The organism is Nocardiopsis sp. CC223A (assembly GCF_030766825.1).
GTDB lineage: Bacteria > Actinomycetota > Actinomycetes > Streptosporangiales > Streptosporangiaceae > Nocardiopsis.
In genome coordinates this window covers 33,001-46,395 of the sequence record NZ_JASFDV010000009.1, presented here as the reverse complement: position 1 = coordinate 46,395, position 13,395 = coordinate 33,001, and the positions used below count along the sequence as shown (strand labels likewise).

Annotated in this window: 12 protein-coding genes; 4 read left to right on the top strand and 8 right to left on the bottom strand. The window is 73.2% G+C overall.

Annotated features, from left to right (window positions below; translation table 11 throughout):
- Window positions 1-33: 33 nt before the first annotated feature.
- Together QJS33_RS05620 and QJS33_RS05615 are read right to left on the bottom strand one after the other, a co-directional pair.
- Complete coding sequence (locus QJS33_RS05620; protein WP_306366771.1) at window positions 34-672, bottom strand: DUF4126 domain-containing protein; 639 nt, start codon at window positions 670-672, stop codon at window positions 34-36.
- Window positions 673-791: 119 nt separating this feature from the next.
- Window positions 792-1,037: a DUF2630 family protein gene (locus QJS33_RS05615; RefSeq protein WP_306366770.1), complete on the bottom strand. Its 246-nt coding sequence runs from the start codon at window positions 1,035-1,037 to the stop codon at window positions 792-794.
- A gap of 247 nt (window positions 1,038-1,284) precedes the next feature.
- On the opposite strand from QJS33_RS05615, the gene QJS33_RS05610 reads away from it, so the two are divergent.
- The gene (locus tag QJS33_RS05610) at window positions 1,285-1,575 is read left to right on the top strand and encodes a metal-sensitive transcriptional regulator (RefSeq protein ID WP_073380305.1); all 291 of its coding nucleotides are present in this window, start codon (window positions 1,285-1,287) and stop codon (window positions 1,573-1,575) included.
- 59 nt (window positions 1,576-1,634) lie between these two features.
- Here QJS33_RS05610 and QJS33_RS05605 read toward each other — a convergent pair whose 3' ends face one another.
- From QJS33_RS05605 to QJS33_RS05595, 3 genes are all read right to left on the bottom strand, one after another.
- On the bottom strand, window positions 1,635-3,008 hold the full coding sequence (locus tag QJS33_RS05605) for an NAD(P)/FAD-dependent oxidoreductase (RefSeq protein WP_306366769.1): 1,374 nt from the start codon (window positions 3,006-3,008) through the stop codon (window positions 1,635-1,637).
- A gap of 200 nt (window positions 3,009-3,208) precedes the next feature.
- A complete protein-coding gene (locus QJS33_RS05600; protein ID WP_306366768.1) occupies window positions 3,209-4,669 on the bottom strand; it encodes a catalase in 1,461 nt (486 codons plus the stop codon).
- A 97-nt stretch (window positions 4,670-4,766) separates the two neighbouring features.
- A complete protein-coding gene (locus QJS33_RS05595) occupies window positions 4,767-5,399 on the bottom strand; it encodes a TetR/AcrR family transcriptional regulator (RefSeq protein ID WP_306366767.1) in 633 nt (210 codons plus the stop codon).
- A 120-nt stretch (window positions 5,400-5,519) separates the two neighbouring features.
- Between QJS33_RS05595 and QJS33_RS05590 the strand changes: the two genes are divergently transcribed.
- Genes QJS33_RS05590 through QJS33_RS05580 form a run of 3 tightly spaced genes read left to right on the top strand, consistent with a single transcriptional unit; the run spans window position 5,520 to window position 10,361 of the window.
- Window positions 5,520-7,145 carry a carboxyl transferase domain-containing protein gene (locus QJS33_RS05590; protein ID WP_306366766.1) on the top strand — a complete coding sequence of 542 codons (1,626 nt, stop codon included), beginning with the start codon at window positions 5,520-5,522 and terminating at the stop codon, window positions 7,143-7,145.
- Between the two features lie 7 nt (window positions 7,146-7,152).
- Entirely contained in the window at window positions 7,153-9,207 is a 2,055-nt protein-coding gene (locus tag QJS33_RS05585; RefSeq protein ID WP_372339593.1) for a biotin carboxylase N-terminal domain-containing protein, read from the top strand.
- Complete coding sequence (locus tag QJS33_RS05580; RefSeq protein ID WP_220559775.1) at window positions 9,204-10,361, top strand: acyl-CoA dehydrogenase family protein; 1,158 nt, start codon at window positions 9,204-9,206, stop codon at window positions 10,359-10,361. Before QJS33_RS05585 ends, QJS33_RS05580 begins: the two co-directional genes overlap by 4 nt.
- 216 nt (window positions 10,362-10,577) lie before the next feature.
- On the opposite strand, the gene QJS33_RS05575 is transcribed toward QJS33_RS05580, so the two are convergent.
- The 3 genes from QJS33_RS05575 to QJS33_RS05565 are packed head-to-tail and all read right to left on the bottom strand — an operon-like array spanning window position 10,578 to window position 13,395.
- Window positions 10,578-11,102 carry a MauE/DoxX family redox-associated membrane protein gene (locus QJS33_RS05575; protein WP_306366765.1) on the bottom strand — a complete coding sequence of 175 codons (525 nt, stop codon included), beginning with the start codon at window positions 11,100-11,102 and terminating at the stop codon, window positions 10,578-10,580.
- Between the two features lie 5 nt (window positions 11,103-11,107).
- Complete coding sequence (locus QJS33_RS05570) at window positions 11,108-11,563, bottom strand: S26 family signal peptidase (protein WP_306366764.1); 456 nt, start codon at window positions 11,561-11,563, stop codon at window positions 11,108-11,110.
- Entirely contained in the window at window positions 11,557-13,395 is a 1,839-nt protein-coding gene (locus QJS33_RS05565; RefSeq protein WP_306366763.1) for an ABC transporter ATP-binding protein, read from the bottom strand. The genes QJS33_RS05570 and QJS33_RS05565 overlap by 7 nt, the downstream gene beginning before the upstream one ends.

Here is a 13,395-nt window from a genome sequence, read left to right as displayed (position 1 = left end):
TTACGCGGCCTTGACCGGTCGGCACCGGGCACCTCAGGCGGGCGCCCCGGGGCCGACGGCCCCGCCGCCGGCGGCGCGTTCGGCCCGCAGGCGGCGGCTGCGCCGCACCAGCAGCGCGCCCACCGCGGCCAGCACCGGGACCACCAACAGGATGAGGACCGGCAGCAGGATGGCCGCGAGGGAGGTGAGGAAGCTGACGACGTCCTCCAGGAAGGAGACGAAGGGGGCGGCGCAGCCCGCGGTGACCGAGTTCGCGGCCAGCCGGCCCAGGGACTTGAGCAGGTGGAACACCAGGGCGATGACCACTCCGGCGACGACCGGCCCCCAGGAGACGCCGTCCCCGGCCGTCGCGCCGGAGGCGGTGCCGGTGATCTCGGAGAGCTCCACCGCGGAGGCCCCCGCGCCGAAGACGATGCCGCCGGAGGAGGGGCGCACGACGGTCTGGATCATGTCGTTGACGCTGTCCACCGCCGGGAACTTGTCGGCGAGGAACTCGACCGCCAGCAGCACGGTCAGCACGACGAGGGTGACCGGGTGCTCCAGCCAGGTCCAGGAGTCGCCCAGGACCAGCAGGTCGGTGAAGCGGGCGATCAGGCCCACCAGCAGCAGGGGGATGTAGGCGTTGAGCCCGGCAGCGGTGGACAGGCCGATGCCGGTGAGTGCAGTGAGCAAGAGGGGCCCTTCCGGATCCGGGGCGCGGGGCCGGTCCGGGCCGGCGGCCGGCCGCCGGCCCGCGCCGGTTCACCGTGGTTGATGCCGGGCGGGGCCCTGCGGTTGCGGTCGGACGCGGTTCACTGGCGGTAGTTCTCGACCTCCGACACCGGCCGGACCTGCGCATCGTCGGGGTCCTGCCCGAACTCCTCGCGGGCCCGCCGCCTGCGGAGCAGGTCCCAGCACTGGTCGAGGGCCTGCTCGACCTCCTTCATCCGGCCGCGCTCCTCGTCGGACAGGCCGCCGGGCGTGGCGCGCAGGGCGTGCTCCTCGTCCATCAGGCCCCTGATGGTGGACAGGATGTCGTTGTCGGCGCTTCGATCCATGGGCCCATGGTGGTGCGCCCCCGGGGCGAGGGCAAGCCCCCCGCCCCGGGCTTGCCCAGATCAGGACCGACGTTTACGGGCGGCGACCGGATGCGCCGCGGAGCGCGGCACACCCTACGTCCCCGTTCGTCTGGGAAACTCCTTCCAAGGCACCCGGCGGCGGAATGCTCCGCCACGCCGAGCGGTTCAATACCTCAAGGGGGTATTGTTCATGGCAACTGAGCAGGAACGACACGGAAGCGGGACCATGGCTGCGACCCACGGTTACAGCAATGACAAGCAGAGCCACATCAACCGACTCCGCCGCATCGAGGGGCAGATCCGCGGCCTACAGCGCATGGTCGAGGACGACCAGTACTGCATCGACATCCTCACCCAGACCTCCGCCGTGAACAGCGCCCTGCGCTCCTTCGCGCTGGCCATGCTGGACGAGCACCTCAAGCACTGTGTGGCCCACGCCGTCGCCAACGGCGGCGAGGAGGCCGACGCCAAGGTCAAGGAGGCGTCGGAGGCCATCGCCCGGCTGGTCCGCTCCTGACCTCCCCGCCCCCGTGTCGTTCGGGGCGGCGGCCGTGGCGGCCGCCGCCCCTCGCCGTCTCAGCCCTCGCCGTAGCGGGCCCTGAGGTTCTCCAGCAGCCGGGCGCCCTCACGCCCGGCCGACTCCGCGTCGAGGTAGCCCACGGCCTCGTTGGCCACGAAGGACGACGGCCGCCCGTCGTCGGCGAAGCCCATCCGGGACACGTCCCCGCCGATGAGGGCGCGGATGCCCCAGTTGGCCAGGATCCGCGCCCGCGCGTTGGGCGAGGGCACCGCCATCAGGTGGTAGCCGCGGGTGGCGCCCAGCGCCGGGAGCCCCGTCAGCTCCAGGTCCAGCACCCGGGCCAGCGCGTCCCTGCCGCTCAGGTCCACCACCAGGCCCAGGTCCCGGTGCCGGAACTCCCGCAGCGGCCGCCCCAGGATCGAGGCCACCACGTTGTCCGCCGCGGTCACCGCCTGCCTGGTCGCGTACTGGGCCGTGGGCGGGCAGTAGGGCGTATCCCCGGACAGGTTGGGCACCGCCGCGGCGTCGCCCAGGGCGAACACCTCCGGAACGCCCGGTACCCGCAGGTCGGCCTCCACCTCCAGGCGGCCGTGCCGGGTGGGTCTGCCCAGGGTCTCCACCAGCGGGCTGGGGGTCACCCCCGCGGTCCAGATGAGGGTGCGGCAGGGCAGTGCCCGCCCGTCGGTGAGCACCACCTTGTCGGCGGTGACCTCGCGCACCGACACCTTGAGCTTGACCTCGATGCCCAGGTGGCGGAGCAGGTCCAGGGCCTTGCGGCCGAGCCGGTCGCCGAGTTCGGGCAGCACCTTGGGCGCGATGTCCACCAGGTGCCAGCGGATCACCGAGCGCAGCTCCGGGTAGCGCTTGGCGGCCTCCTCGCACAGGCGCATCAGGGACGCGGCGGTCTCCACCCCCGTGTAGCCGCCGCCGACCACGATGAACCGGCAGCGCTCCTCCCGCTCGATCGGGTCCGCGGTGTCGTTGGCCAGTTCCAGCTGGGCGAGCACGTGGTCGCGCAGCAGGACGGCTTCGGCCAGGGTCTTGGCCCCGTAGGCGTGCTCGGTCAGGCCGGGGATGTCGAAGGCCCGGGTGAGGCCGCCGGGGGCCAGCACCAGGCGGTCGTAGCGGACGGGGATCAGCTCGCCGGTGGGGCGGCACACCACGACGACGCGGTCGTCGGTGTCGACCCCGACGGCGTGGCCGGGGACGAGGCGGGTCTCCCGGGTCAGCCGGTGCACCGACATCGCCACCGACTGCGGTGTCAGCAGCCCGGAGGCCACCTGCGGCAGCAGCGGGCTGTAGAGCATGTAGTCGTGGGGGGCGATCAGGGCGATGTCCGCCGCCCCCGGCGGGATACGGCGTTCCAGACGACGCAGGGCGTGGATACCGCCGAACCCCGCGCCGACCACCACGATCCGAGGCCGAGCCATGTGTTGCTCCTTTTCTCCGTGTCGGTCGCCGTCACCGGCGGCCCTACCCGATACGACGGCCGCGTGCAGGGCCGTGCCCGGATGCCCCTGAAACCCCGGAGCCGGGCCGTTCCCACCTCTCGGCGACCTTCTGTCGGCCTTCGCCCCGAACGGGCGAAAGGGGGGCGGACCCGTGGCGGTCCGCCCCCGGTGGGTGCGGGTCAGCCCCCGTTGAGCTCGGCGGCGATGCGCTCGCCGATCCCGGAGTCGATGTCGCGCCAGTACTTCAGGGCCCGGCTGCGCACGTCGTCGTCGGTCACCTGGGACATGTGCCCGGAGACGTTGGACACCAGGCGCTCACGGGCGGCGTCGTCCATGACGTCGCGGATGAGCGCGCGCGGCTGCACGAAGTCGTCGTCCTCGCTGTGGCGGCCGTAGGCCTCGCGCACCAGCTCGGCGGCCTCGACCCGCCACGACGCCTGTTCCTCGCCCTCCTGGCGGACCGCGTCGGGGCCGCCGTAGGAGTTGGGGTGGTAGACGGCGCCGGTGTCGGGCTCGAAGAACCGCATCCGCCCGTCCTTGGCGTAGGAGCGCACCGGCGACTCGGGCCGGTTCGGCGGCAGCTCGTTGTAGTTGACGCCGATCCGGTAGCGGTGCGTGTCCGGGTAGGAGAACAGCCGCCCCAGCAGCATCTTGTCCGGCGAGGGCCCGATGCCCGGGACCAGGTTGGAGGGCTCGAACGCCGCCTGCTCGATGTGGATGAAGTGGTTGGACGGGTTCTCGTTCAGCGTCATCCGACCGACCTCGATCAGCGGGTAGTCGCCGTGCGGCCACACCTTGGTCAGGTCGAACGGGTTGAACCGGTAGGTCGCCGCGTCCTCCAGGGGCATGATCTGCACCTTGAGCGTCCACGACGGGTACTCGCCGCGTTCGATGGCCTCGAACAGGTCGCGGCGGTGCGCGTCGCCGTCCGCCCCGGCCAGCCGGTCGGCCTCGTCCTGGGTGAGGAAGTCGTTGCCCTGATCGGTGAGGAAGTGGTACTTGACCCAGACCCGCTTCCCCTCGGCGTTGATCCACTGGTAGGTGTGCGACGAGAAGCCGTCCATGTGGCGCCAGTTCTTGGGGACGCCCCGGTCGCCCATGAGCCAGGTCACCTGGTGGGCGCTCTCCGGGGACAGCGACCAGAAGTCCCACTGCATGGTGTTGTTCCGCAGCCCGGTCTGCGGATGGCGCTTCTGGGAGCGGATGAAGTCCTGGAACTTCTGCGGGTCGCGGATGAAGAAGACCGGCGTGTTGTTGCCGACCATGTCGTAGTTGCCCTGGCGGGTGTAGAACTTCAGGGCGAAACCGCGCGGGTCGCGCCAGGTGTCGGGGCTGCCCATCTCGCCCGCGACGGTGGAGAACCTCGCCAGCATCCGGGTCTCGCGGCCGGGCTGGAACAGGTCCGCGCTCGTGAACCCGCTGACGTCGTTGGTGACGCGGAACGTGCCGTAGGCCCCGCTGCCCTTGGCGTGCACCACCCTCTCGGGGACGCGCTCCCGGTTGAAGTGCGCCATCTTCTCGATCAGGTACGCGTCGTGCAGCACGATCGGGCCGTCGCGCCCGACGGTCAGCGAGTGCTCGTCGCTGCCGACCGGGATGCCCGCGTTGGTGGTGGTCGCGTTCGGAGATCCGTCGACCATGAAAGGTCTCCCCCTCGTTGATCTCGCGTGCCCCGGGGAGTCCGTACCCCCGGGGAGCCTCAGGCGGCGGCCTACCCGGGGAAGGGTCAAGCTACGGTCAACGGCCGCAGTCGATGGCGGCGGATTCGGCGGTACCGCCCGCGGTGCCGCCCACCGGGGAGTCGGGGGCCGTCAGCGCGGCGGCGCCCATGCCCAGCAGCAGGTCGGCCATGTGCGCGCGGGACAGTTCCCCGCGGCTGTGCGGGGTGGAGTTGAGCAGGCCGAAGACGGCGTGGACCGCCGCCCGCAGCACGGGGGCCGGGGTGTGCGGGCGCATCTGGGAGAGCACGCCGACCCATTCCTCGACGTAGCCGCGCTGGAGGCGGCGGACACGGCGCCGGTCCTCCTCGGTGAGGTGGTGCAGCTCCCGGTCGTGCACGGTGATCAGCGCCGGCTCGTCCAGTGCGAACGCGATGTGCCCGCGCAGCAGTGCGGTCAGCGCCTCCCCGGGGTCGGGGGCGGCGGCGACCAGTTCCCGCCCGCGGCGGGCCAGGCGTTCGCTGACGTCGATGAGGATCGCGCCGAGCAGCGCCTGTTTGCCGGAGAAGTGGCGGTACAGGGCGGGTCCGGTGGTGCCGACGGCCCGGCCGATGTCGTCGATGACCACGCTCCGGTAGCCGCGTTGGGCGAACAGTTCCGCCGCAGCGCCCAGCAGCGCCGTACGGCGGTCGCCCGTCGGTCTGGACCCCATGCCCGCTCCGTTCCCCGCCCCGTCCGGCGGTTCGTCGCACCGAACCGTGGACACCCATGTTAATGGTCACTAACATCACTGATGTTAGTGATCGTTAACACCCCTCCACGAGAGGACAGCATGAGCAGGGCATCCGTACTCGGCTCGGCGGTCGACACCGCCGGTTCCGCGTTCGCCGCCAACGACGCGGCGAACCGCGCCCTCGCCTCGGAGCTGCGCGAGCGGATCGCCACCGCGGCGCTGGGCGGCCCCGAGAAGTCCCGTGCCCGCCACGTCGAACGCGGCAAACTGCTGCCGCGCGACCGCGTCGACCACCTCCTGGACCCGGGCTCCCCGTTCCTGGAGATCGCGCCCCTGGCCGCGTACGGGCTGTACGGGGCCGACGGGCAGGACGCCCCCGGCGCCGGGATGATCGCCGGGGTGGGCCGGGTGGCCGGGCGCCCCACGGTGGTGGTCGCCAACGACGCCACCGTCAAGGGCGGCAGCTACTACCCGATGACCGTCAAGAAGCATTTGCGCGCACAGGAGGTCGCCCTCCAGAACCGGCTGCCGTGCGTGTACCTGGCCGACTCCGGCGGCGCGTTCCTGCCCATGCAGGACGAGGTGTTCCCCGACCGCGAGCACTTCGGGCGGATCTTCTACAACCAGGCCACCATGTCGCGGCTGGGCGTCCCCCAGATCGCGGCGGTGCTCGGCTCCTGCACCGCCGGGGGCGCCTACGTCCCCGCGATGAGCGACGAGGCCGTCATCGTCCGCGAGCAGGGCACCATCTTCCTGGGCGGCCCGCCACTGGTGAAGGCCGCCACCGGCGAGGTCGTCACCGCCGAGGAACTGGGCGGCGGCGACCTGCACTCCCGGGTGTCGGGGGTGACCGACCACCTGGCCGACGACGACGCGCACGCGCTGTCCATCGTGCGGCGCATCGCCGACACGTTCGGCCCGCGGGGCGCGCCCGCCTGGGAGACCCGCGAGCCGCGCCCGCCCGTGCTGGACCCGCAGGAGCTGTACGGGGTGGTGCCCGCCGACACCCGCACCCCCTACGACGTGCGCGAGGTCATCGGCCGCGTCGTCGACGGCAGCGAGTTCACCGAGTTCAAGGCCGAGTACGGGACCACCCTGGTCACCGGGTTCGCGCACGTCCACGGGCACCCGGTGGGGATCATCGCCAACAACGGCATCCTGTTCGCCGAGTCCGCGCTCAAGGGCGCCCACTTCATCGAGCTGTGCGACCGGCGGAGCATCCCGCTGGTGTTCCTACAGAACATCTCCGGGTTCATGGTGGGCCGCGACTACGAGGCCGGGGGCATCGCCAAGCACGGCGCCAAGATGGTCACCGCGGTGGCCTGCGCCCGTGTCCCCAAGTTCACCGTCGTCATCGGCGGCTCGTTCGGGGCGGGCAACTACTCCATGTGCGGCCGGGCGTACTCGCCCCGGTTCCTGTGGATGTGGCCCAACGCCCGCATCTCCGTCATGGGCGGCGAGCAGGCCGCGTCCGTGCTGTCGACCGTGCGCCGCGACCAGATGGGCGCGCGCGGCGAGGAGTGGTCCGCCGAGGCCGAGGAGGAGTTCAAGGCCCCCATCCGGGACCGGTACGAGGAGCAGGGCAGCCCCTACTACTCCACCGCCCGGCTGTGGGACGACGGCGTCATCGACCCCGCCGACACCCGCGACGTGCTCGCCATGGCCCTGTCCGCCGCCCGCCACGCCCCGCTGGAGCCCGTGGGCTACGGCGTCTTCCGGATGTGAGGAACCCTTGACCACGACCGTACTCGTCGCCAACCGGGGCGAGATCGCCCTGCGGGTGATGCGCACCCTGCGCCGGATGGGCCTGGGCGCGGTGGCGGTGCACACCGACGCCGACGCCGGGTCCCCGCACGTGGGGGCCGCCGACCTGGCCGTGCGCGTGCCCTCCTACCTGGACGCCGACGCCATCGTCGCCGCCGCCCTGGAGACCGGGGCGACCCTGGTCCACCCCGGCTACGGCTTCCTGTCGGAGAACGCCGCGTTCGCCCGCGCCTGCGCGGACGCCGACCTGACGTTCATCGGCCCGCCGCCCGCCGCCATCGACGCGATGGGCGACAAGATCCGCGCCAAGGAGACGGTGGCCGCCGCCGGGGTGCCGGTGCTGGGCGGCTTCACCGAGGAGCCCGGGGCTCCGCTGTCCGATGACGCTCTGCTGGAGCGGGCCGCCGCCACCGGCTACCCGCTGCTCATCAAGCCCTCCGCCGGGGGCGGCGGCAAGGGCATGCGCGCCGTCCACTCCCCCGCGCAGCTGCCCGCCGCCGCCGCGGCCGCCCGCCGCGAGGCCCTGGCCGCGTTCGGCGACTCCACCCTGCTGGTGGAGCGCCTGGTGCAGCGGCCCCGGCACATCGAGGTGCAGGTCCTGGCGGACTCCCACGGCACCGTGCTCCACCTGGGCGAGCGCGAGTGCAGCCTGCAACGCCGCCACCAGAAGGTGGTGGAGGAGGCGCCCTCCCCCCTGCTCACCGACAAGCAGCGGGCCGCCATGGGAGAGGCCGCGGTGGCCGCCGCCCGCTCCTGCGGGTACGTGGGCGCGGGCACCGTCGAGTTCATCGCCGAGGCCGGTGGCGACGGCGAGCTGTCGTTCTCGTTCCTGGAGATGAACACCCGGCTCCAGGTGGAGCACCCGGTCACCGAGGAGGTCGTCGCGGTCCGCGGCGAACGCGGCCTGGACCTGGTCGAGCTCCAGGTGCGGGTGGCGCTGGGCGCGCCGCTGCCCTTCGGCCAGGACGACGTGTCCTGGGTCGGGCACGCGGTGGAGGCCCGGATCTACGCCGAGGACGCCGACCGCGGCTTCCTGCCCAGCGGCGGCCCGGTGCTGGCCCTGGCCGAGCCCGCCGGCGAGGGGGTGCGGGTGGACTCGGGCATCGTCGCCGGGAGCGAGGTGACCTCGTCGTTCGACCCCATGCTCGCCAAGGTGATCGTGTGGGGTCCGGACCGGGACGCGGCGCTGCGCCGCGCCGACGACGCCCTGGGCGGGTACCTGCTGCTGGGGTGCGTCACCAACACCGCGTTCCTGCGCCGCCTGCTGCGCCACCCGCGGGTGGCCGCGGGCGACCTGAGCACCGATCTCATCGAGTCCGCCCCGCCCGAGTCCGCCCCCGAGGGCGTGCCCGACGCGGTGTACGCGGCCGTCGCCCTGGACCACATGCTCGATCTGGAGCCGCCGGCGCCCACCGCCGACCGGTTCGCCGTCCCCGACGGGTGGCGGATCGGTGGTGCCGTGTGGACGCCGTGGCGGCTGCGCGCCCCCGGCGGGGAGGCCGTGCTCGTCCGGGTGCGCCGCGCCGGGTCCGGGTTCTCGGTGGCCGTGGGCGAAGCCGGGGCGGTGGACGCCCGCGCCCGCCGCGACGGCGACCGGCTCACCGTGTCCTACGCCGGCCGCACCCGCACCTACCTGCGGGCCGACGACCCCGCCACCGCGCACCGATGGCTGGGCGCCGACGGCTCCGCCTGGACCCTGCACGAGGAGCCCGTCGACGCCGCACTGCGCAGCGACGAGACCGCGGCCGACGGCACCGTGCGCAGCCCGATGCCCGGCACGGTACTCGCCGTGCCGGTCGCCGTCGGCGACACGGTCACCGCGGGTCAGGCGCTGGCCGTCGTCGAGGCCATGAAGATGGAGCACTCCGTCACCTCACCCGTCGACGGCACCGTGGCCACCGTCGCGGTCCGGCCCGGCGCGTCCGTCCCGATGGACGCCGTCCTGGTCGTCGTCGAACCCGCCGGGTCCCCGGACACCCCCGGGCACCCGTCCGCCCCCGCCACCAGCGAGGAGAACCAGTGAACCGCCACCAGCTGTCGACCGAGCACGCCGACCTGCGGGCCTCCGTGGAGGAGTTCGCCCGGACCGAGGTCGCCCCGGTCATCGCCGAACACTACGAGAACGGGACCTTCCCCTACGAGGTCATCGCCAAGATGGGGCGGATGGGCCTGTTCGGCCTGCCGTTCCCCGAGGAGCACGGGGGCATGGGCGGCGACTACTTCGCGCTGTGCCTGGCCCTGGAGGAGCTGGCCCGGGTGGACTCCTCGGTGGCCATCACCCTGGAGGCCGGGGTATCGCTGGGCGCGATGCCGCTGTACCGGTTCGGCACCGAGGAGCAGAAGAAGGCCTACCTGCCGCGGCTGACCTCCGGTGAGGCACTGGGCGCGTTCGGTCTGACCGAGCCCGACGGCGGGTCCGACGCGGGTGCCACCCGCACCACGGCCCGCCTGGAGGACGGGCAGTGGGTGATCAACGGGACCAAGTCGTTCATCACCAACTCCGGGACCGACATCACCGCGCTGGTCACCGTCACCGCCGTCACCGGGCGGCGGGAGGACGGGCGGCCGGAGATCTCGTCCATCCTGGTGCCCGCGGGGACGCCCGGGTTCTCGGTGGGGCAGAAGTACTCCAAGGTCGGGTGGAACGCCTCCGACACCAACGAGCTGGTGTTCGAGGACTGCCGGGTGCCCGAGGCCAACCTGGTGGGCGAGCGCGGCCGGGGGTACGCCCAGTTCCTGCGCATCCTCGACGAGGGGCGCATCGCCATCGCCGCACTGTCGGTGGGCCTGGCCCAGGGCTGTGTGGACGAGAGCGTGCGCTACGCCCACGAGCGCAGTGCGTTCGGGAACACCATCGGCCACTACCAGGCGATCCAGTTCAAGATCGCCGAGATGGAGGCCCGCGCGCACACCGCCCGGCTGGCCTACTACGACGCCGCCTCGCGCATGCTGGCGGGCGAGCCGTTCAAGAAGGAGGCGGCGATCGCCAAGCTGGTGGCCTCCAACGCGGCCATGGACAACGCCCGCGACGCCACGCAGGTGTTCGGCGGGTACGGGTTCATGAACGACTACGCGGTGGGCCGCTTCTACCGGGACGCCAAGATCCTGGAGATCGGCGAGGGCACCAGCGAGGTCCAGAAGATGCTCATCGCCCGCGAGCTGGGCCTTCCCGCCTGATCGAGGGCAAGGAGAGACCCCCGGGAACGGTGTTCTCGGGGGTCTGTTCCGGCCATGTCCCGTTGGGTCGTCCGGGGGTGGGGAAGCGGTCATCGACGGCCCGGCGGACACGTTCCCGGGAGCCGTCCAGAAGATGCCCATCGCCCGCGAGCCGGGCCTCCCGGCCTGACACGGGTGCCGAGGGGCCCGGGCGCGGGACGGCCACGCCCGGGCCGCTCAGGCGAACAGCTCCGCGACGTCGTCCATGGCGATGACGAGGACGCCGACGACCACACCCGTCGCCGCGGCCAGGAACACGCCGGCCGGCTCCGGCGCCGACGGGGACGCGGAGGCGAACGCGCCGATCAGGGCGGCCGTGCCGAGCAGGGCGTTGCGCACCGCGTGGCGCGGCGCGTACACGGCGCCGGTCCGCCCGAAGCAGTGGCAGCGCGCCGACGAACCGCTGCGGAGGGAGGCCAGGATCACCGCCGTGAACACGCACAGCAGGGCGAACGCCCCGGTGAAGGCGAACGGCCCCGCGCCGGGGACCCCCAGCGCGTACCCGGCGAAGGCCGCGACCACCCCGGCCTCGGCGGCGGCGACCGCCCGCGCCGCGGGTACCCGCAGGCGGGGCGGCACCGGCCGCAGCGGTTCCAACGACGCGGCGAAACCCGCGAGGTCGCGGGCCTTGCCGAACGCCGAGACGGCGAAGACCGTCACGAGCAGGGCCGCGGCCGCGGCCCCCAGGTAGTCCACCGGCATCGTCCTCACCCCTCCATGCGGCGCAGCACGGTCCCGACGACCCGGCCGACCGGCACCGGGCCGAACCCCCGCGAGTCGACGCTGCCTTCGGGGTTGTCGCCCAAGACCACCAGGCACCCCTCCGGTACGGTCCCCCGGTGGCCGGGCACCCCCTCGGGCAGCGGGTCCCCGGCCACCGCGACCACCCGTTTGACCAGGTAGTTGCGGCGGCGCCGGTTGCGTTCGTCCCGGAGCACCGGCGTCTGCGGGTCGACCAGGACCACGATCCGCCCCGGTGCGATCACCGTGCCCCGCCTCCTGCGCTCGGCGAGCATCCGGTCCCCCTGGCGCAGCGTCGGCAGCATGCTCTCGCCGGAGACCTCCAGCACGAAGACCCGGTACCGGATCCACAGCAGGGCGCCCAGGGCCGCGGCCGCGCCGCCCAGGACGAGCGCGCCCGCCGACGCCGCCACGGTCAGCACGGCGCCTCCTCTTCCTCCCGGTAGCCCTGCGCCTGCATCGAGAACAGCCGGGCGTACACCCCGTTCTCGGCCATCAGCTCCCCGTGCGTCCCGGACTCGGTGATCCGGCCGCCGTCGAGCACCACGATCCGGTCCGCGTCGCGCAGCGCGCCGAGCCGGTGGGAGACCAGCAGGCTCGTGCGGCCCCGGCGGTGCTCCCGGAGGCGGGTGTGCAGTTCGTACTCCGCCTCCGCGTCCAGGCCGGCGCTGGGCTCGTCCAGGATCAGCAGGTCGCGGTCGGGCCGCAGCAGGGCGCGGGCGATGGCCACGCGCTGCTGTTGGCCGCCGGACAGGTCGACGCCCTGCGCGTTCTCCTCGCCCTGGAAGAAGATCCGGGTGATGAGCGTGTCGTAGCCGCGCGGCAGGGCCGCGACCGCGTCGTGGACGCCCGCCCGGCGGGCCGCCGACTCGATGGCCGGGCGGTCCTCGAAACGGGACAGGTCGCCCAGTCCGATGTTCTCGGCGGCGGTCATGTCGTAGGTCATGTAGTCCTGGAACACGGCTCCGACCCGCTCGCGCAGGACCGCGGGGTCCACTTCGCGCAGGTCGGTGCCGTCCCAGGTGATGGATCCGCGGTCGGGGTCGTAGAACCGGCACAGCAGCTTGACGAGGGTGCTCTTGCCCGACCCGTTGAGCCCGACCAGGCCCAGGGCCGTCCCGGCGGGGACGTCCAGGTCGACCCCGCGCAGCACCCAGGGGTGGTCGGGGGTGTAGCGGAACCACACGTCGCGCAGCTCGATCCGGCCGGTCAGCGGCCCGACCCGCCCCGACGCGGCGGGCAGGTCCGGCCGGATCGCGAGGACCTCGCGGTAGTGGGTGAACAGCAGCAGGCGCTGGTGGGCCTGGGCGAGCAGGGAGATCATCCCGGCCATGCCCTGCTGCACGGCGCCGACGGCGGAGATGTACAGCGCCACGTCGCCCACGGTCCCCATGCCCCGCCCGGCCTGGAGGATCACCCACACGAGCCCCCCGCCGGAGATGAGGGCCGCGAGGAGTCCGGCGGCGACCTGGACGAACATGTCGCGCCGGTCCATCCGCCGGTTCTCGGCGTTGGCGGTGCGGCGCTCGACGAGCATGCGCTCGCGGAGCATGTCGCCCAGGCCGAAGAGGCGGATCTCCTTGGCCGCCTCCGCACTCGACATCAGGTCGCGGTAGAAGAGCTCCCGGCGCTCGACCGGGCCGAGGCGCCAGATCATGGCGGCGCGCCGGCGCGACAGCTCCAGCTGTCCCCACAGCGCGGGCAGCGTTCCGAGCAGCACGACCGCGGCCAGCAGCGGGTGGATCGCCAGCAGCGAGCCGACGAAGCCGAGGATCGTCACGAGTCCGCCCACCAGGCCCAGGACGGCCTGGAGCACCTGGGCCGGGGTCTGTCCCCCGTTGTCGGCGGCCAGCCGCAACCGGTCGAGGAAGGCCGGGTCCTCGAACCGGCTCAGGCCCGGGAGCCGGTTGACGGCGCGGAACAGGCGGTCGTCCGCGTGCAGGCCGACCCTGCGCCCCAGTTCGTCCTCCGCGTACACCTGGAACGCCGTGGTCGCCGCGGTCACGAGCCCCAGGGCGGCGAGCGCGGCCGCCAGCGAGAGCACGGTCGCCAGGGCGGCTCCGACGGCCAGGTCGTTGAGCACCGTGCGCATGAGCCAGGCGGTGGCGACGGGGGTGGCGCCCGCGGTGACGGCCAGGGCCACCAGGGCGATCGCCCACCCGGGGCCCGCCCGCCACACGAGCCGCAGCGCGGGGACCAGTCCGGTGACGACCTCGTGCCATCCGTTGGAACGGGACTTCTCCGTGGTGTCCAT